17 protein-coding genes and 1 pseudogene are annotated in these 18,177 nt (G+C 69.7%); 10 read left to right on the top strand and 8 right to left on the bottom strand.

What is annotated here, in order from left to right; genetic code table 11:
• The first annotated feature begins 67 nt into the window (after positions 1-67).
• The 4 genes from NI25_RS00510 to NI25_RS00495 all read left to right on the top strand — a co-directional run bounded on the left by NI25_RS00510 (position 68) and on the right by NI25_RS00495 (position 4,405).
• The gene (locus tag NI25_RS00510) at positions 68-556 is read left to right on the top strand and encodes a MarR family winged helix-turn-helix transcriptional regulator (protein ID WP_061440499.1); all 489 of its coding nucleotides are present in this window, start codon (positions 68-70) and stop codon (positions 554-556) included.
• Between the two features lie 195 nt (positions 557-751).
• Positions 752-1,723, top strand: coding sequence for a hypothetical protein (locus tag NI25_RS00505; RefSeq protein WP_148315099.1), 972 nt, complete (start codon positions 752-754; stop codon positions 1,721-1,723).
• A 224-nt stretch (positions 1,724-1,947) separates the two neighbouring features.
• On the top strand, positions 1,948-2,616 hold the full coding sequence (locus tag NI25_RS00500) for a macro domain-containing protein (RefSeq protein WP_061440497.1): 669 nt from the start codon (positions 1,948-1,950) through the stop codon (positions 2,614-2,616).
• A gap of 124 nt (positions 2,617-2,740) precedes the next feature.
• A complete protein-coding gene (locus NI25_RS00495) occupies positions 2,741-4,405 on the top strand; it encodes an ADP-ribosyltransferase domain-containing protein (protein ID WP_061440496.1) in 1,665 nt (554 codons plus the stop codon).
• Positions 4,406-4,803: 398 nt separating this feature from the next.
• On the opposite strand, the gene NI25_RS00490 is transcribed toward NI25_RS00495, so the two are convergent.
• Positions 4,804-5,772, bottom strand: a complete 969-nt coding sequence (locus NI25_RS00490) for an ABC transporter permease (RefSeq protein ID WP_061446677.1) — start codon at positions 5,770-5,772, stop codon at positions 4,804-4,806.
• Between the two features lie 174 nt (positions 5,773-5,946).
• Between NI25_RS00490 and NI25_RS00485 the strand changes: the two genes are divergently transcribed.
• Positions 5,947-6,594, top strand: a complete 648-nt coding sequence (locus NI25_RS00485) for a TetR/AcrR family transcriptional regulator (RefSeq protein ID WP_061440495.1) — start codon at positions 5,947-5,949, stop codon at positions 6,592-6,594.
• A gap of 28 nt (positions 6,595-6,622) precedes the next feature.
• On the opposite strand, the gene NI25_RS00480 is transcribed toward NI25_RS00485, so the two are convergent.
• Positions 6,623-7,228 (bottom strand): dihydrofolate reductase family protein, encoded by a 606-nt coding sequence (locus NI25_RS00480; RefSeq protein ID WP_061440494.1) that lies wholly within the window; start codon positions 7,226-7,228, stop codon positions 6,623-6,625.
• A gap of 142 nt (positions 7,229-7,370) precedes the next feature.
• On the opposite strand from NI25_RS00480, the pseudogene NI25_RS00475 reads away from it, so the two are divergent.
• Positions 7,371-7,843 (top strand): annotated as a pseudogene (locus NI25_RS00475) (carboxymuconolactone decarboxylase family protein).
• A 132-nt stretch (positions 7,844-7,975) separates the two neighbouring features.
• On the opposite strand, the gene NI25_RS00470 reads toward NI25_RS00475, so the two are convergent.
• Positions 7,976-9,538 carry a glycoside hydrolase family 43 protein gene (locus NI25_RS00470; protein WP_061440493.1) on the bottom strand — a complete coding sequence of 521 codons (1,563 nt, stop codon included), beginning with the start codon at positions 9,536-9,538 and terminating at the stop codon, positions 7,976-7,978.
• Between the two features lie 134 nt (positions 9,539-9,672).
• Here NI25_RS00470 and NI25_RS00465 point away from each other — a divergent pair, with 134 nt between their 5' ends.
• Both NI25_RS00465 and NI25_RS00460 read left to right on the top strand, forming a co-directional pair.
• Positions 9,673-10,050 carry a hypothetical protein gene (locus tag NI25_RS00465; protein ID WP_061440492.1) on the top strand — a complete coding sequence of 126 codons (378 nt, stop codon included), beginning with the start codon at positions 9,673-9,675 and terminating at the stop codon, positions 10,048-10,050.
• Positions 10,051-10,533: 483 nt separating this feature from the next.
• Positions 10,534-11,259 (top strand): glycoside hydrolase family 11 protein, encoded by a 726-nt coding sequence (locus NI25_RS00460; protein ID WP_061440491.1) that lies wholly within the window; start codon positions 10,534-10,536, stop codon positions 11,257-11,259.
• 252 nt (positions 11,260-11,511) lie between these two features.
• Here NI25_RS00460 and NI25_RS00455 read toward each other — a convergent pair whose 3' ends face one another.
• Genes NI25_RS00455 through NI25_RS00440 form a run of 4 tightly spaced genes read right to left on the bottom strand, consistent with a single transcriptional unit; the run spans position 11,512 to position 15,347 of the window.
• Entirely contained in the window at positions 11,512-11,970 is a 459-nt protein-coding gene (locus tag NI25_RS00455; protein ID WP_061440490.1) for a MaoC family dehydratase, read from the bottom strand.
• Positions 11,967-13,535, bottom strand: coding sequence for an acyl-CoA synthetase (locus NI25_RS00450; protein ID WP_061440489.1), 1,569 nt, complete (start codon positions 13,533-13,535; stop codon positions 11,967-11,969). Before NI25_RS00450 ends, NI25_RS00455 begins: the two co-directional genes overlap by 4 nt.
• A gap of 11 nt (positions 13,536-13,546) precedes the next feature.
• Complete coding sequence (locus NI25_RS00445) at positions 13,547-14,419, bottom strand: amidohydrolase family protein (RefSeq protein WP_148315173.1); 873 nt, start codon at positions 14,417-14,419, stop codon at positions 13,547-13,549.
• Positions 14,420-14,435: 16 nt separating this feature from the next.
• On the bottom strand, positions 14,436-15,347 hold the full coding sequence (locus tag NI25_RS00440; protein WP_061440487.1) for an SDR family oxidoreductase: 912 nt from the start codon (positions 15,345-15,347) through the stop codon (positions 14,436-14,438).
• A gap of 187 nt (positions 15,348-15,534) precedes the next feature.
• On the opposite strand from NI25_RS00440, the gene NI25_RS00435 reads away from it, so the two are divergent.
• Positions 15,535-15,999 carry a MarR family winged helix-turn-helix transcriptional regulator gene (locus NI25_RS00435; RefSeq protein ID WP_061440486.1) on the top strand — a complete coding sequence of 155 codons (465 nt, stop codon included), beginning with the start codon at positions 15,535-15,537 and terminating at the stop codon, positions 15,997-15,999.
• A 109-nt stretch (positions 16,000-16,108) separates the two neighbouring features.
• Here the strand turns inward: NI25_RS00435 and NI25_RS00430 are convergent, their stop codons facing one another.
• On the bottom strand, positions 16,109-17,113 hold the full coding sequence (locus tag NI25_RS00430; protein ID WP_061440485.1) for a PaaX family transcriptional regulator C-terminal domain-containing protein: 1,005 nt from the start codon (positions 17,111-17,113) through the stop codon (positions 16,109-16,111).
• A 206-nt stretch (positions 17,114-17,319) separates the two neighbouring features.
• Here NI25_RS00430 and NI25_RS00425 point away from each other — a divergent pair, with 206 nt between their 5' ends.
• Entirely contained in the window at positions 17,320-18,174 is an 855-nt protein-coding gene (locus NI25_RS00425) for a transporter substrate-binding domain-containing protein (RefSeq protein ID WP_107071573.1), read from the top strand.
• Positions 18,175-18,177: the final 3 nt, after the last annotated feature.

The raw sequence follows: 18,177 nt of genomic DNA, 5'->3' as shown, positions 1-18,177 counted from the left end.
CATAGTAGACCTCATTCTCTTTGAATATAAAGCCTTTGCTTGTAAAGGTGCCTGGAAGAGGTCGCTGATGTCCACGGAATCGGACGGTCCCGCCGTCCATGAGGCCGTCCGCACCCTGCTGTTGCTCATGCCGCGGCTGGTGGGCCGCGCCAAGCGCCTCCCCGTACCGCCGGCGTTGCAGGGGCTGGACCTGGCACCGCGGCACCTCGCGCTGCTGGCCCACCTGGAGTACGACGGCCCCACCAGCGTCAACGAACTGGCCGCTCGGCTGGAGGTGGCCCCGACGACCGTCAGCCTCATGGTCAGCGACCTGTCACGGCTGGGCGTCCTGCAGCGCACCGCCGATCCTTCCGACCGTCGTCGCCGCATCATCGCCATCGCCCCCGCCTACGCCGCGCCCATCGGCGAATGGCTCTCCGGCAGCGCCGCTGCCTGGGAGAGCGTGATGCGCGGTCTCGACCCCGCGGAACGCGCCACAGTGATCACCGCCCTGCACGCCTACGAGACTGCCTTGGAGCAGGCGGGCGGCCAGGAGGGGAACGCGCAGCCGCGTTAGCGAGCCGATACTTGTCCCAACGAACCAGGTCTCCTGCTCTCATCAGTGCGGTCGACACAGGCCAGCTCAGAGATGGGCGCCCGACTTCGCTGGGACAGGACATGACGCGCCGGTGATGGACGGGTTTGTCTGAGGAGCCGTCGCTGGGCTACGTGTGGGTGGGTGGCTGCTACGGAGACGGGGGAGGAGACGAGTATGAGTTCTGGAGAGGCAGACGGATTACCTGAGGGGGAGCAGTGCGGGCCTTCGCGGGAAGAGGCAAGCGGCAGCGCTGCGCCGCCGCGGTCGGGCGGGCGAACGGGCGACGAGGACGGTCAGGGCCCTGCGCGGCCGGAGGACGATGCGGCTGCAGCGGAAACCGGCGACAGCGGCCCGCAGCCGGAGGGAGGGTTCTGGCACAAGCAGAGCAGGGCGCTCGAGATCGTCGGTGCCGTAGTTACGGCGGTCGCCGGGGTGGCCGGACTGATCTTCCTCTTCTGGCCCGATGCGCAGCCCAAATCTGACCCCGAGCCGGCGCCGGCGGTCGAACTGGTCGACTCGGACGTCGACCGGGAGACGAACGTCGCTGCCGATGTGGTCTTCGACGGACAAGTCACCGAGAAGGTCCGGATACCCGCGTCCGTCGTCAGCGCGACGCTGAGGAACAGTGCAGACAACCCGGTTCTGATCACCGGTGCCGAAGTGAACCTCGTTTCCGCCACCGAGGTGTCCTGCCGCTACGGCGCCGGGCCGACCGACATCACTGCGCGGTACGACATCAAGATCCCGGCCGAAGCCCGCGAGGGAGCCGTAATACCCCGGAAGATGAAGTACACCCTGCCGCCGCATACACAGGAGCGGGTTGCGTTCACGGTGGGGCCCGAGCGGTACGGGGAGGGGTCGATGCCCTGGATCTACACCTTCACGATCTCCCTGTACATGGACGACGGTGCCACGGTCACGGTGCCCGAGGTCACTTACCTGGCTCCGACCGACATGGCCACAGCATTTCTCGCCCTGGCGGACCAGGCCACGGGTCCGCCGCAGCCGGGCGGACCGGGGCTGATGGACCCCTCCTGCATCTCCGAACAAGCACGTTCCGTAGCGCGGTTGGTCAAGTCTGCGCCACGGCCGTCGCCGGAATTGCGGGAATTCAGCGCAGACCTGGCTCGTGTAGCCGCTCAGTGAGAGGGCCTCGTGCCTGTCGTCACTGCCCTCCAAGTTTCCCGGAGCCGCACAAACTGTACGGTTTCCGTCTGGCCGGGTGTCGCGACGCGAGCCGGCAGGTTCCTGACCACCTGCCGGTTCCCGCTCCTTCCTTCCCTGCTCGGGCAGCTCCGTCGACCGGCGTTGTCAGTGGTGCCCGGTAGCTTGGGGAGCGTTCGGGATCATGGTGCGGGAGGGGTGAATTCGTGGGTGTCACGAGTGCGTTGAGCGTTGTTCTGGTCGACGTCAACGAGGAGGTGGTCACGGCTTGGCGGTCTGCTTTCGCGGACACGCCGGAGGTCGAGATCAGGCGGGGTTCCCTCCTGGATGTGGGTGCCGATGCCTGGGTCTCTCCCACCAACGAGCGTGGGCGGATGGATGGTGGGGTCGACGCCGTGGTCAAGCGGTATCTCGGCGCGGGTATCCAGGTGCGAGTGCAGCGGGCGATTCGCGACCGGTTCGGCGGGCGGCTGCCGGTGGGCAGCGCGGTGTGCGTTCCGTCCGGGGCGGACGTCCCTCGGTACCTGATCTCGACGCCCACCATGCGTCAGTCGTCACAGAACATCAGCGACACGTTGAACGTGGCACTGGCCTGCGCGGCCGCCTTCCAGGCGGTGCATCTGCAGAACCGGGCGAAGCCGGGCAGTATCCGGTCGGTGGCCCTCGTAGGGATGGGCGCGCAGACCGGGCGGGTGCCCGCGCAGGTGTGCGCCAACCTGATGTGGACGGGCTACACGCTCTTCCACGACCACGGTTTCGCGGACTACGACGAGTTGCGGGCCGCCGTACTGAGGCAGCTCGACGACATCGAGGGAGCGGGGTCCGCACGGCGGGTCCGGATCAACGTGCCGCAGCGGCCTTCCTTTCGTCATTGAGCCGAAGGCGTCGCAGGCCGGCGCCGCCCAGGACGCGGACGCCGGTGACAACCTTCCCGTTTCCGTTCAGCATGCCGGGGCGCCCGTGGAGGCGTCCGGTTCGAGTGCCGGGAGTTCCACCCTCGTGAGTGATGTCGACGTGACGGCCGCGGGCGATGCCGGTTCCACGGCGGGAGACCCGCTGCAACTGGCCGACTTGTTCACCGGTGGCGGCGAGCCGTGGCTGCCGCTGCTCAAACCGGTGATCGAGGCTCAGCCGGGAGCCGCCGACTTCATCGGCCCGAAGCGCAGCCCGGAGGTCGTTCCGGTGCGCGAGCTGACGTTCCAGGCGTTGAAGCCGCACCCGCCGGAGAAGTGGAAGGTGGTCGTCTTCGGACAGAACCCCTACCCGCGGGCGGAGAGCGCGACCGGCATCGCGATGTTCGACAACACCTTCAACGACTGGAAGGACAGCCAGTTCGGCAGGGTCGTCAGCATCCGCTGCCTCATCAAGGCGGCCGCGATGTGGAAGTACGGCATAGTCAAGAAGACCCCGATCGCCGACATCCGCGCGCTGCTGAAGAAGGAGGACACGGTTCAGCCGCCCGAGTGGTTTCAGGCGATGCTCACCCAGGGTGTGCTGCTGTTGAACGCGTCCCTCACGGCGAGCGCGGACGGGTCGATGGCGACCGATCGGCACACGTCGTTCTGGCGCCCCGTGGTCGAGCAGATCGTCGAGGAGATCCTCCGGGCGAAGCAGGATGCGGTGGAGGAGGCCGACCGAGGGGTGGTGTTCGCCTGGTGGGGCGCGCACGCCCGCAGCCTGAAGAGGATCGTCCAGCGGCTGGAGAAGAAGTACCCGGGGGTGCAGGTGCGTCACCTGGACCACGCCAACCCTGCCGCGCAGGGTGATCTGTTCTGCGAGGGCGACCACTTCGCCCAGGTGAACGACGCTCTGGCGGTGGTGGGGGCCGAGCCGGTCGACTGGCTGCCGCAGAAGGGCTGGGACCAGGGGACCGACGGGGCCGGCGGGCCCGAGGACGGTGGTGTCGCGCAGCGGATGGGCGCGTTCATCGCCTCCACGATGGAGCTGCACCAGCTGTATCTGGAGCGTCTCACCAGCGTCAAGGACGAGGGCCTCGTTCTGCCGCCCGTCACCGGAGTGTTCGACACGCCGCTGGTGGACTTCCTGAAGGCCCTCGAGCCGGTCTCGCGGGTGCTCGCGCACCTGGACCGGCACATCGATCTGTCACGCCGTTTCGGGGAGACGAAGGCCGCGGAGGCGGCGTCCGCGGCCGCGCCGTCCGGAGAGGCCGTGGGCACCATGTCGGCCGACGCGATCTCGGCCCTCTACCTGTACACGTGCGAGTCGGGCTTCTACCGCGAGATCAACGCCGTGCTGCGCTCCTCGGACCGCGAGCGCGTGGTGCCGTACCTGCCGTACCTGCGGCTGCTGTTCTCGGCGATGGAGGCGTTGCCGGCGCAGACGCGGCCGTTGTGGCGCGGGGTGGCGCTGGATCTGCGATCCCAGTACCCGTTGGGGCGGACGGTGACGTGGTGGGGCGTGTCGTCGTGCACGTCCGAGCCGGGTGTGGCCCGCGCGTTCCTGGGCGGGCGTGGCCGGCGGACGCTGTTCGAGGTGACGCCCGCGCGGGCGGTGGGGATCCGGCAGTTCTCCGCGTTCACGGGTGAGGAGGAGTACCTCCTCGCGCCGGGGACACAGCTGAAGGTGACGGAGGTGAAGGCCGAACGCGGGGGCCTGTGCACCGTACGGCTGACCGAACTGGAAGGACCCGGCCTGGTGTCATAACGTGCCCTGGCCGGGCACGCAGGGGCGCCGCGCGGGCTCCAGCAGGAGCCCGCCACCCGATGACCGTCAACGAGACGGTGATCGCGATGCTGCGCCCGAAGCCGAACACGGCCAGGCTCACCGTTGACCCGCGGCACGACCAGGCCGCCGTTGACGGGCCGGCTGGCATCGGCACCATCGCTTCGTACTGGACCGAGGTGTCGCTGCCCGCCACGGGCATCTGGAACGGGCCCTCCCACCATGACGCCGTCGTCCGCATCCTCCGTCACGAACCCGGCGGAGCGGCCCGTGCAGCCCAGGTCCCTGCACACGCACTCGACGAGGCCGTACGCCACCCGTCCGCTACAGCGGATGGCGTACGGCCGCTCAAGGGCGCGCGACCGGGGGTACGCCCGGTTTCAGGACACCGGCGCCGGGCTCGGGGCCGCGTGCGCCTCCTCGGCCACCGGGGTTTTGCGGCCGCGCAGGCCGGTCAGTGCCACGACGAGCAGACCGAGCACGGTCCACGTGCTGAGCGTCACGACCGCCGTACCCGCGCCGCTGCCGTCGAAGAAGGCCACGGAGCGCAGCAGCGTGCCGCCCGCGCCCGGCGGTAGCAACTGACCGATGGCGCCGACCGGTTCGGGCAGCAGTTCCGGTGCCGACGTGACGCCGGACCACGGGTTGCCGAGCAGGACGACGAGCAGGGCGCCGATGCCGATGCCGGCCCGCCCCAGAAGAGCGGCGAACCCGGCCACCGTGGCGCCCGCGGCCAGCGCCATCAGCCCGAGCGCTCCGGCCTCCGCCCACCAGTTGCCCGTGAGCACGCCCAGCCAGCTGTCGGTGATCGCCGCCGCGGCCAGCCCGACCAGGGCCGCGGCCCCGGTCAGCGCGGTGGCGGCGCGTACACCGCGCAGCCCCAGCAGGGTCACCAGCGATCCCGCGGCGACACCGGCGAGCGCCAGCGGCAGCGCACTCGACCCGAGTACGGACCCGCGCGGGTCGGCCGAGGGTGCGGCCACGACATCATCGGTCTGGAGCCGTGTCCCGGGCGGCGCCTGGCGCGAGACGGCATCGGTCAGCAACTGGGCGACCACGGGGCCCGCGGCGCTCGCGGTCAGCAGCTTCGGGCCCTGCGGGGTGACGACCACGGCGCCGTAGACGTGCCGGTTCTCGATCGCGTCGCGGGCGGCGGACTCGTCCTGGTAGCGGTGGACGTCGAAAGCTCCGTCCCGTTGTTCGAGCGCCTGCTGCAGGGGCGCAGCAGCGGCCGCCGGGCCCGCCACGCCGACGGGCAGGTCGTGCGGAGCGATCCGGGCATTGGGCCAGGCGAACGCCCACAGAGCCAGGGCGATCACGACCGGCACCATCACGAGTACCACGAGCATCTGCCGGGCCGCGGGCAGGGGCGGCCGGGCGGGGGCTGCAGCGGACACGGCGGGGCCCTCGTTTCAGAGAGAATGATCGGTCAAAGAGAAGGATCGTTCGTTTTTTAGGAGTCCCACTGTTGCTCCGCTGCTCGACGCTTGTCAAGAAGGAACGTTCGCTTTAATTTGGGGCGCATGGCTCGTGTATCCCAGGCGCACCTCGACGCCCGCCGCCGCCAGATCCTCGACGGCGCGGCCCGTTGCTTCGCCCGCAACGGCTTCCACGCCACGTCCATGCAGGACGTGCTGCGCGAGGCGGGCCTGTCGGCGGGCGCGGTCTACCGGTACTTCCGGAGTAAGGAAGAGATCATCGGTGCCATCGCGCGGGAGTGCTTCGCCACCGTCCGCGCCGCCTTCGAGGACGCCTCTCGCGAGACCCCGCCGCCGCCCCCGGACGTGATCGTCGGCCGCGTCCTCCACCAGGTGTACGAGGGTCCGGCCGGTTTCACCCAGGGAGACGGGGAGTCCTTCGCCCGGCTGATCCTCCAGGTGTGGTCCGAGACCCTGCGCAACGACGAGCTCGCCGCGATTCTCCGGGACGGCTTCGGTCATCTGCGTGAAGGCTGGACGGGACTGGTCGAGAGTTATCAGCAGGCCGGGCTCGTACGGGAGGACATCCCCGCCGACCACATGGCACGCACCCTGATCGGGGCCGTCCAGGGCTTCATCGCCCAGCAGGCCCTGTTCGGCATGGTCGACGTCGAGGTGCTCCGGAACGGACTGCGCGGAATCATGTCCATGGGCGCGACCGCGAGTGCCGCCAGCGCGGAGCGTGCGAGCTGACGCCCTCGAACGTCGTGGAAGGCGGACCCTAGTAGCTGTCGTAACTCGGCTTGCCGTTCGGCCGGTACACGCCGACGACGGTGCCCCCCTTCGTCGTCGAGACGCTGACCGGCTCCAGTGCGGTGGGGATCGCGCCGTCGGCGAACAGTCGCTTGCCGGTACCGATGATCACCGGGTGGATGGTCAGCCGGTACTCGTCGACGAGGTCGTGCCGCATCAGGGTCTGGGCCAGGTCGCCGCTGCCGACGACGTTGATGTCGCCGCCTCCGGTGGCCTTCAGCCGGCGTACGGCATCGGCGACGTCGCCCTCCAGCAGCGTGGAGTTCTGCCACTCGACAGATGTCAGGGTCCTGGACGCCACGTACTTGTCCATGCTGTTCATCCGGTCGGTGAACGGGTTGCCGGGATCGGCGGCCGGCCAGTACGCCGCGAAGATCTCGTAGGTCTTGCGGCCGAGCAGCATCGCGTCGGAGTGCTCGTACCAGTCCGCGATGGCCGTGCCGACCTCGTCGTCGTCCACCGGCTTCTGCCAGCCGCCGTGCCGGAAGCCGCTCTCGGCGTCCTCGTCGGGACCGCCCGGTGCCTGCATGACGCCGTCCAGCGTCAGGAACGTGCAAACGATGACCTTGCGCATGGTGCGCTCCCTTCCTCGAGGGGTAGACGGCGCAACCACCGGAAACTCATCGGCAGGACCTCGGCCCTCCGCGTCCTGCCGCACATCTCCCGGCCACCCGGTCAGTAGTGCGTACGTCGCGACTCGACCGGGAGAAGACGCCATGCAACCGCGTCTCACCTCCTTCGGGAACCCCCTCGCGGGCAAGATCCTCAGGCACATCAACTCCGCGGGCAAGGTCGCCTCGGAATCAGGCGTGCCGGTCGCCACGCAAGAGCCGGTGAAGATCCGCGCCAGCCAGATCAACGCATGCGGCTTCTCCACGGACATGCACACGAAGGATGCCACTGTCACCGGCGACAGCCCGCTGCGGCTCAACCTGGTTGCGACCTGTCGTGAGGCCACCGTGTTCACCGACGCGGAGCGTGCCGCGCTGGAGCTGGCCGAGCAGGGCACCCGGACCGCCGACGCCGCCGGCGGAGCGACCGACGAGGCATGGGAGAACGCCGCCCAGACTACGGCGAGGACCAACGCGTCGCGCTCATCTCCCTCATCGCCGCCATCAACGCCTGCAACCGCATCAACGTCATCAACCGGCAGCCCGCCGGAAGCTGTCAGCCCGGCCGGTTCGGCTGACGGGACACGTGGCCGGTCCGGGTGACACGGGCCACCCCAACCGCGCCTCCCGCCCACTGATGTGGTGCCGTGTCAGTTTCCGCGGTGCGGCAACGAGCCCTCGGTGAGGACCTCACCGAGGGCTCCGCGCGGTCAGAGCCGCATACCTTCCTTCCCTTGGCCGCGACGGTGGTCCCGGACCATTGCCGGGGCGTACTCGAACCAGTCGAAGGCGACCGTGCCCTCGGTGGCGTACATGCCGATCACACGGCCGGTGAAGCCGCAGGCCACCTCGGTGGACAGGTAGCGCCCGTCCAGCTCGGCGAGCGGCCGGGAATCCGTGGCGTCGGGGTCGCCGAGCCCGAAGACGATGGTGTCGGGCCCCGTGGTCCCGCCGTCGGTGAGTTCGGGCGACGCGGGAACGAGGTTCGACGTCCGGATCGTCACGGTGAGGTGCAGCGGCCCGGCCGGCGCCGGTCGGCGGGCCACGGTCTGGCGCAGCGGCCCGATCCGGGCGACGACGCGGACCTCCCCGCCCCCGGCCTCCACCTCGTAGTGGTGGGCCTCGTCGAGACGTACGCAGAGTCCGCCGCGTCCCGTACCCGGGTCGATCAGGGCGGTGACGCGGCAGTCGTGGTGCTGCTGGCGCCGGCCGACAAAGGTGTACCCGGGGCGGTCGAGGGACGAACCGGTGGCGTTGAGGAGCAGCCAGCCCGGCCGCTCGGCGAGTGACCAGGAGCCTTCCCGGCGGGCGAACGGCGAGATCCAGTGCGGTGCGAGGCAGGACCCGTCGAAGTCGTCCCGGGCGGGCGGGCCCGGAAGGGGGTGCCAGGCCCCACCCGGGGCCGCATGGCTCACGGGAACGGGCGCGACGACGGGCCATCCGTCCCGGTCCCACGATACGGGGGTCAGGAACGTCTCGCGGCCGAGCACATGCACGTCGGGCGTGAAGCCACGGGGACGGACGCCGAGCAGCACCATCCACCAGCTGCCGTCGGGAGCCTCCACAAGGTCGGCGTGGCCCGTGTTCTGGATGGAGCGGGCGGTCCCGCTGTGGGACAGCAGGGGGTTGGCGGGCGCGCCTTCCCAGGGGCCGCGAGGTGAGCGGCTGCGGGCCACGGACACGCTGTGACCGCGTTCCGTGCCGCCTTCCGCGATCAGCAGGTACCACCAGTCGCCGATGCGGTAGAGGTGCGGCGCCTCGGGGAACTTGAGGCCGCTGCCCGACCAGGTGGCGAAGGGCTTCTCCAGCACCTCGCCCTTGACCGGGTCGATCCTGGCCATGTTGATGCCCCCTTCGGGGCCGGAGAAGGCACACCAGCAGGTGCCGTCCTCCTCCCATGCCAGGTCGGGATCGATTCCGGTCAGGTCGATCCACACGGGGTCGCTCCAGGGCCCTTCGGGTCGCTCGGCCGAGACGACGAAGTTTCCGCCACCGTCGATGTTGGTGTTGATGACCCAGTAACGGCCGTCATGGTGGCGGATGGTCGGGGCGTAGAGGCCTCCGGACGCCTTGGCGCCGGGGACAGGCAGCGGCAGTTGCCCGGGCCGGTCGAGCACGTTGCCGATCTGCTCCCAGTGCACGAGGTCCTTGCTGTGGAAGAGCGGCAGCCCGGGAAAGTACTCGAAGCTGGAACACACCAGGTAATAGTCGTCACCGACCCGGCACACGCTCGGATCAGGATGAAACCCGCTGATCACCGGATTGTCGTACATGCGCACGGAAGTGTCTTCCCTTCGAGCCGCCCGGGTGCCGAGAGTCTAACCAGTGCTGTGACCGGGAAGATCGACCGTGACCGGAAGGGGTCTCGCAGGACGAGCGCACGCGAAACGGCTGATATTACTGAGGCATGCATGAAGAGACCGCACGCGCCGCGATCGACACGTTCATCTCCGCGTTCAACGCCTCGGACGACAGTTATGTGACCGCCCTGCTCTCCCAGGCGCTGACCTCGGACGTGGTCTTCTGGGGGCCGTTGGGCCGCAGCGAGGGAATCGCGGCGGTCGAGCGGTTCGTGCTGGACATCCGGCGCCACCCGGCGGGGACGGGCACGATGGTGCGGTGCTCCGCGGTGGACATGCCTGACGAATGGGCCCGGTACCAGTGGGTCTTCACCACACCCGACGGAGGCCCCCGCCTGGCGGGAACGGACGTCGTCCATCTGCGACGGAGCCTCATCGACCAGGTCATCGTCTTCGCGGGGGAGATCGAGCCGGCCGCCTCCTGAGCCGTCCTTCTGTCGCTGCCGTTCTCTCGGGCAGGCCGGTCTCAATGCCGCGAAGGGGCTGGGCTACGACTTCGGCAGCGTCAGCGCGGTGCCGCCATCCGTCTCCGCTGCTGACTCGACTCCGAGGTTCGAAACTTTCGAACAGCATGCGGGCGGTTGCGGGCCAGCCCTCCCGTTTCTCATCTCAGTTCTTGCGATGTCTCTGGCAAAAAGCGTCACGAGCAGGGAGTTAGTGCTCGCCAGAGCCTCCTCCCGTGGCGGGAAGAGTTTCCGAAAGTCGGTCGAAAGTATTGACAGGGTCATGGCGCCTTGCGAAAGCTGTGGCCACTGAACGACAGGGCGGCCGTCGGCCCGTTCGCGTCAAGTGGCGGGGCACGGCGACCGGTCGTCACGGCGTGACGACCGGGCGGCCCCGCGTGGTTCGTGCAAGGCAGCGGGCGGCAGAAGTCGCTCGCCCCCCACCCGCCTTCATCGGGAGAACGCATGCAGCAGGACGGCACACAGCAGGACTGGACCAAGCAGAAGCGCGCCCCCCTCGACGGAGTGAGCCGACGAGGCTTCCTCGGTGGCGCCGGCACCCTCGCGCTCGCAACCGCGTCCGGGCTGCTGCTGCCCGGCACCGCCCATGCCGCCACCACCATCACCACCAACCAGACCGGCACCGACGGCATGTACTACTCGTTCTGGACCGACGGCGGCGGCTCCGTTTCCATGACGCTCAACGGGGGCGGCAGCTACAGCACCCAGTGGACCAACTGCGGCAACTTCGTCGCCGGCAAGGGCTGGAGCACCGGCGGACGCAGGACGGTCCGCTACAACGGCTACTTCAACCCGTCGGGCAACGGCTACGGCTGCCTCTACGGCTGGACCTCGAACCCGCTGGTGGAGTACTACATCGTCGACAACTGGGGCAGCTACCGGCCCACCGGCACGTACAAGGGCACCGTCTCCAGTGACGGCGGCACCTATGACATCTACCAGACGACCCGGTACAACGCCCCGTCCGTGGAAGGCACCAAGACCTTCCAGCAGTACTGGAGCGTCCGCCAATCGAAGGTGACGAGCGGCTCCGGCACCATCACCACCGGCAACCACTTCGACGCCTGGGCGCGCGCGGGCATGAACATGGGCCAGTTCAAGTACTACATGATCATGGCCACCGAGGGCTATCAGAGCAGCGGAAGCTCGAACATCACGGTCAGCGGCTGACCTCTGTCCGGTGGACAGCGGGTTGTGGGCCCCGTCTACGGGCGGGGCCCACAACCACGGTCCATCACGGGATCGGCAAGGGGGCTGGTAGGGGGCATGGCGCATCGCGGACAGCGGGCCGGACTCCACCGCCTCGTACACGTCGAGGAATGTCGTCGACTCCGGCTCGCGTCTCCGGGACCGGCCCGCCGCCCAGGCTCCGCCGGGACTCCACCAGGCCGGCCCGGCGCAGCTCGCCGAGCAGCCGTCCGGTCAGGCGTAGTGGCGGTACACAGCCTGAGCCACGCAAGCGGGCTTCTCGCGGCCCTCGACCTCCACGGTGAAGGTCAGCGCCATCTGCACGCCGTTGCCCTTGACCTCGTCGACCGAGTCGACCGCGCCGTGGAGGCGGATCTTCGCGCCGACCGGCACCGGGCTCGGGAAGCGCACCTTCTCCAGGCCGTAGTTGACGCTCATGGATATGCCCGAGATCTCCAACAGGTCGCCGAACATCGGGATGATCAGGGACAGAGTGAGGTAGCCGTGGGCGATGGGACCGCCGAAGGGACCGTGCTGTGCCTTCTCGGGGTCGGTGTGGATCCACTGGTGGTCGTCGGTGGCGTCGGCGAAGGTGTTCACACGCTCCTGGGTGATCTCCAGCCAGTCGGTACGACCGAGGTCGCGGCCGGCGAGGGAGACGAGGCCTTCGAGGCCTTGGGCGGTGGTGGTCACGGGGTACTGCCTTTCCACGGGGTTGGGGGTGTGGCTTCGGGAGAGGGGGCGGGGTGGGCCTGACGCACGGCCCGTTTGATGATCTTCCCGGAGGCCGTGCGGGGCAGGTCGTCGGTGAAGGCGACGGTTTTCGGGATCTTGTACTTGGCCAACCGGCCCCGCAGGTGCGCGAGGATGTCAGGGCCGTCGGCACGGCGGCCGGCCTCCAGAACGACGACGGCGTGGCCGACCTCGCCCCAGATCGCGTCCGGCACGCCCACCACCGCGCACTCGCGCACCGCCGGGTGGCTGAGGAGTGCGTCCTCCACTTCGGCCGGGTACACGTTCTCCCCGCCGGAGACGAACATGTCCTTGACCCGATCGACGATGTAGGCGTAGCCCTCCGCGTCCGTGCGGGCGACATCGCCCGTCCGCAGCCATCCGTCGCCGGTGAAGGCCGCCGCGGTGTCCTCGGGGCGGCCCCAGTAGCCGGACATCACGTTGGGCCCCTGGACGAGGACCTCACCGCGCTGTCCGGGCCCCGCCGGACTGCCGTCGGCGAGGACGACCCGGGTGTCGGTGAAGAAGTGCGGGACGCCCGCCGAACCCGCCTTCGCCGAGGTCTGTTCCCGGTCGAGGAAGAGCACGCCGGGGGATGCCTCGGTCATGCCGTACCCCTGGCTGAAGGCCAGGCCGCGGGCGAGGTACCGCTCGATGGTGCGTGCCGGGACCGGTGCGCCGCCGCAGCTCACGGAGCGCAGGCTGGACAGGTCGGCCGTCTCCCAGCGCGGATGGGCGGCCATCGCGTCGTACATCGTGGGCACCCCGAACATGTACGTCACCCGCCGGCGTTCGACGACGTCCAGCACCGTCCCTGGGTCGAAGGCTTCCAGCAGCACGACCCGTCCTCCCTTGAGCAGGGTGGGCAGACAGGTCATGTTGAGCCCGGCGGTGTGGAACAGCGGGGCGACGACCAGGGTGACCTCGTCGCCGGTCAGGTCGGTGTCGACGAGGACGTTGACGCTGTTCCAGGTGATGTTGGCGTGCGACAGCACCGCGCCCTTGGGGCGGCCCGTCGTCCCGGAGGTGTACATGATGACGCAGGGATCGTCCGGGGCGACGGGCTCGTCCAGCGGACCGGTGTCACCAGCCGCGAGTAGATCGTCGTAGCCGATGCCCTCGCCGTCCGGCGTGCCGAGGGTGACGCGGTGCCGGACTCCGCTGCTCGCGGCTGCCGCGGCCGCGGCAGCCGCCTGCTCGGCGCCGTGCACCAGCACGGTACTGCCGGAGTCAACGAGGTTGTACGTCAACTCGGCGTCCGCGAGGCGGGTGTTGAGCGGCACGAACACAGCGCCGAGAACGCCGGCGGCGAACAGGGTCTCCAGGAAGGCCGGGTGGTTGGCGCCCAGGTAGGCGACGCGGTCGCCGCGGGCGACGCCGAGGGTGTTCAGCCCGTGTGCCAGACGCAGGACCCGCTCGTGCAGTCGGCGATAGGTGATCTCGGCGTCCCGGTGGACCAGGGCCGTGCGCCCCGGTGTCTTGCGTGCCCGGCGGGCGGGCCAGGAGCCGATGCCTTGGTTCAACACGGCGTCCTCCCTCAGTCCTTGCGCAGGCCGAGCAGGCGGGCGGCGTTGTCCTTGAGGATCCTGGGCCGGACCTCGGGCTTGATGTCGAGCTTCTCGAAGTCGGCGAGCCAGCGGTCCGGGGTGATGACGGGGTAGTCGGAGCCGAAGAGCACCTTGTCCTTGAGCAGCGTGTTGGCGTACCGCACCAGCTGCGGAGGGAAGTACTTCGGTGACCAGCCCGAGAGGTCGATGTACACGTAGGGCTTGTGCGTGGCGACGGCCAGGGCCTCGTCCTGCCAGGGGAACGACGGGTGCGCCAGGATGATCCGCAGCTCTGGGAAGTCCACGGCCACGTCGTCGACGAGCATGGGGTTGGAGTACTTCAGCCGGATGCCGCCACCCCCGGGCACCCCGGCGCCGATCCCCGTCTGCCCGGTGTGGAACAACGCGGGCACGCCGAGTTCCTCGATCGTCTCGTACAGGGGGTACGCCATCCGGTCGTCCGGGGAGAACGCCTGGATGCTCGGGTGGAACTTGAAGCCGCGTACCCCGTACTCCTCGACCAGGCGGCGTGCCTCCCGAACGCCCGCACGGCCCTTGTGCGGGTCGACACTGGCGAACGGGACGAGCACGTCGGCGTGGGCGGCGCAGCTCTCGGCGACCTCCTCGTTGGCGATGCGCGGATGGCCGGTGGCGTGTTCGGCGTCCACGGTGAACACCACGGCGGCCATGTGCCGTTCCCGGTAGTACGCGGCCATCTCGTCGATGGTCGGCTGCCGGTGGCCGTGCGCCTTGAAGTACTCCTCGGAGGCCCCGAAGAGTTCCGGGCTGAGCGCGCCGTGACCGGTGCGGGAGATCTCCGCGTGGGTGTGGACGTCGATGGCGGTCAGGGCGTCGACATCGATGACCGGATCGCTCATGTCAGGCCTCCGGTGCCTTGGGAGCCGGGATGCCGAACGTCTCGGGCTCGGCGCCGACGCCGTCGTGCCAGTGCTCGCCGATCGCTTCGGCGCTCCAGCCGCCGTCGGTGAGGGCGACCGACTTCTCCTTGGGGTGGGCCCACAGGGCCAGCCGGTCGCCGCCGATGCCGATGGCCTGCCCGGTGACGTCCTTGGCGATGTCCGAGGCGAGGAAGGTGATCAGACCCGCCACGTCCTCGACGGTGCCGAGTCCCTCGTCCTTGCGCAGCCAGTCCGGCAGTGGGGTGCCGGTGCGTTCGGCCTCCTCGATGGCCGGGGCGAAAGCCGGGATGGTCTTGGTCATCTCCGTGGCGGCCACGGGGACGACCGCGTTCACGGTGATGCCCGCGCGGGCCAGCTCCATGGCCCAGGTCCGGGCCATCGCCACGATGCCGGCCTTGGCGGCGGCGTAGTTGGTCTGGCCGAAGTTGCCGCGCTGGCCCGCGGGGGAGGAGATCAGGATCAGCCGTCCGCCCTCGCCCTGCTCGCGCATCCGCACCGCCGCGGCCCGGGCGCAGGTGAAGGTGCCGCGCAGGTGGACCTTGACCACGGAGTCGAAGTCGTCGTCCGTCATCTTCCACAGCACCCGGTCGCGCAGGATGCCGGCGTTGGTGACGAGGACGTCCAGGCGGCCGAACTCGCCCACCGCTGCCTCGGTGAGCCGCTCGGCGGCCTCGCTGTCGCCCACGGCGGCCACGACGCCGACGGCCCGGCCGCCTGCCGCGGTGATGGCGCCGACCGCCTCGTCGACCACGTCGGCGTCGACGTCGTTGACCACGACGGCGGCGCCCGCGGCGGCCAGGGCCCGGGCGTAGGCGAGTCCCAGCCCGCGCCCGCTTCCGGTGACGACGGCGACCTTGCCCTGCAGATCCATGACTGTGCCTCTTCCTGATGGCGGTGAGGTTCCTGAGGGGGCGGTGAGGCCGACCGGGCCGTCACCCGTGATTGATCGACAGGAATCCTGTCGGTCGGTTCCCAGTGTTCTCTTTTAACAGGAATCCTGTCAATGGCTTAGGGTGGTGCACCGTGAGACACGGATCGGCAGTCAGTGGAGGCACGGGATGACACGAGCGCCGGAGCGGTCCGCGGGGGGTGCCGGATCCGCGGCCGAAGCGGGGCCGTCGCTGCTCTACTTGCTCAAGCGGACCGAACTCGTGGTCCGCGCCCGCTTGGAGGAGTTGCTCAAGCCGGCGGGCGTCACCGCGTTGCAGTACACGGCGCTGACCGTGCTGGAGCGCCACGACGGCATCTCCGCCGCCCAGTTGGCCCGCGACTCGTTCGTGACGGCGCAGTCGATGGCGGACATGGTGCGCGGGCTGGAGAGCCGGGGACTGGTGCGCCGGGAGCCGAACCCGGGCAACCGGCGCGAGAAGGTGATCCTGCTCGCGGACGCGGGACGGCGGCTGCTGGCCGAGCACGCCGAACCGGCCCGGATGCTGGAGCAACGGATGGTGGCGGACCTCGGCCCCGCCGACGTCGAGCGCTTCCGTGACGCCTTGAAGAGCGCGCACCGCGCCCTGTCCTGACCCGCGCCGCGGGTGACGGAGCCCGCGTGGTGGGGGAGGGGAGCTGTGTGGTGGGGGAGGGCAGCCGTGTGGTGGGGGAGGGGCCGGGACCGGAGCCCGGCCGCCGGGGTCACGACTTCGAGCGCGCCACCTCGTCCAGCCGCCGTGCCGCCGTCGCCCGCTCGAACGGCGTGTCCCCGTGCGCCCTGCGGTCGCCCAACGAGGCGTACAGGTCGGCTATGGCCGCAGAGTCGTGATGGGAGGCCAGTTCGGCCAGTTCGGGTGAGACCGTGCCGAGGATCTGCCGGAACCGCAGTTCGGCCAGGGGGCCCAGGCGGTCGTAGATCTCCAGGAAGACCTGCTGGGCGCGCGGCCGGTCCCAGTCGGACGGCAGCAGTTCGGCGGGCAGGTCCGGGTCGGTCTCCGGGAACCGCCGCCAGGCCACCCGGAGTTCGGTGCGGGTGCGCAGCGCCTCGGCCGGGCTGATCAAGCCCGCCGCGAGGCTTTTCAGCACCGGCTCGTAGCGTTCGGTGAAAGCGCGGTACTCCTTGCCCAGTGACGCCAGGTCGAACGCCGAGACCGGGTCGCCCGGGCGGCCGCCGGGCACCGCCACGCAGCGCAGTACGGTCGCGGTCTCGATGCCGAGTTCCCGCAGCAGTGCCTGCGCGTCCGCGCCCAGGTCGTGCGGTGACACCCACACGCCGTCGTACAGCGCGGCGAACCGCAGCAGTCGCAGCCGGGAGCGAAGCGCGGTGCGCAGACCGCGCGCCTGTTCGGGGACGGAAAACGCGACGACCGTCCATTGTCCGTCCCATTCGGGCGCGGTCGTGCCGAAGGTCAGCATCCGGTGCGTGCGTTCGACGATCACCTCGGAGGTGCGCGCCGGGATCCCGTACGCCGTGGTGCGTCCGCTGCGGGAGGTGTCGAGGAGCCCGCGGGCCACCAGCCGGCGCATCGCGGCTCTGGCGCCGTCGGACGTCACGTCGAAGTCGGCGAGCAGCCTCACCAGGGCCGTGGCGGGGATGTGTTCGTCCCGCCAGTACCAGAAGTCGCCCAGCAGGGACGTCAGCAGGAGTTGGGGCTCCGCCCCGTTCTGAGCCCGGGGCAGCTCGGCCTTCGACAGGTCCTTCCCCATGGCACCTCAGTTTCCTCGGTGGCCTTCGCGTCGCATCGAAGTATCGCACGACTCTTGTCATAGGCGACACCTCATGCGACGCTCGGCATCGATACCGACAATGACGCGGATCCTCTCCCATGCAAGGGAACACCTTCATGCGTAACTTTCGAGGCCACCGTCGGTGGCGAACATGTTGCACCCTCACGACCGCGCTCGTCTCCGCCATGGCCCTCGCCGGCTGCGCGGCGGACGAGGAGGAAGGCGTCTCCAAGCCCTCCGTCCCCGAGGTGGCCGCCCTCCACGACGCCCTGCCTCAGGCCGTCAAGGACGCCGGGGTCCTGCGGTTCGCGGGTGACTCGCACCCGCCCTTCCGCTCGGTCGGCGCCGACGGCTCCGTCACGGGCATCGACCAGGACCTGCAGGAAGCGCTCGGGCAGGTCCTCGGAGTACGCACCGAGATCAAGATCGTGAACAACCTCCCCGCCGCGCTCCAGGGCATGCTCAGCGGGCGCTACAACGGCTTCAACGGGCCCGTGCAGGCCACCGCCGAACGCGAGCGCCAGTTCGACACCATCACCTGGATGACCAGCCGCACGTCCTACGTCGTGCCCAAGACCGGCAAGGCCCGGATCTCCTCCGCCGCCGACCTGTGCGGAAAGCAGGTCGCCGTGGTGAAGTCGAGCATCGTCGAGAGCCAGCTGGCCAAACTGTCCGCGTACTGCACCGGCCAGGGCAAGCAGCCCACCCGGTCGATCGGACTCGACGACACCAACGCCACCCTCCTCGCCGCACAGTCCGGCCGCGCCGACGCCGCGGGGATGACCCAGGCCGCCGCCATCGACGTCACCGGGTCCCAGTCGGACAAGTACACCTACGTCACCCAGACCGAGGAGCAGGGCGCCACCACCGACAACCTCGCCCTCCTCGTCCCCAAGGAGAGCAAGCTCGGCCCGGTGCTCCAGAAGGCCTTCCAGAAGCTCGTCGACGACGGTGAGTACCGACGCGTCATGGAGCACTGGGGACTGAAGGACGTAATGGTCGACGAACCCGTCCTCAACATCGCCAGCAAAGAGAGCTGAACC

Source organism: Streptomyces sp. CCM_MD2014 (genome assembly GCF_000772045.1).
Lineage (GTDB): Bacteria > Actinomycetota > Actinomycetes > Streptomycetales > Streptomycetaceae > Streptomyces > Streptomyces salinarius.
The sequence above is the reverse complement of the archived record's forward strand: the minus strand, read 5'-3'. Positions and strand labels throughout refer to the sequence as shown.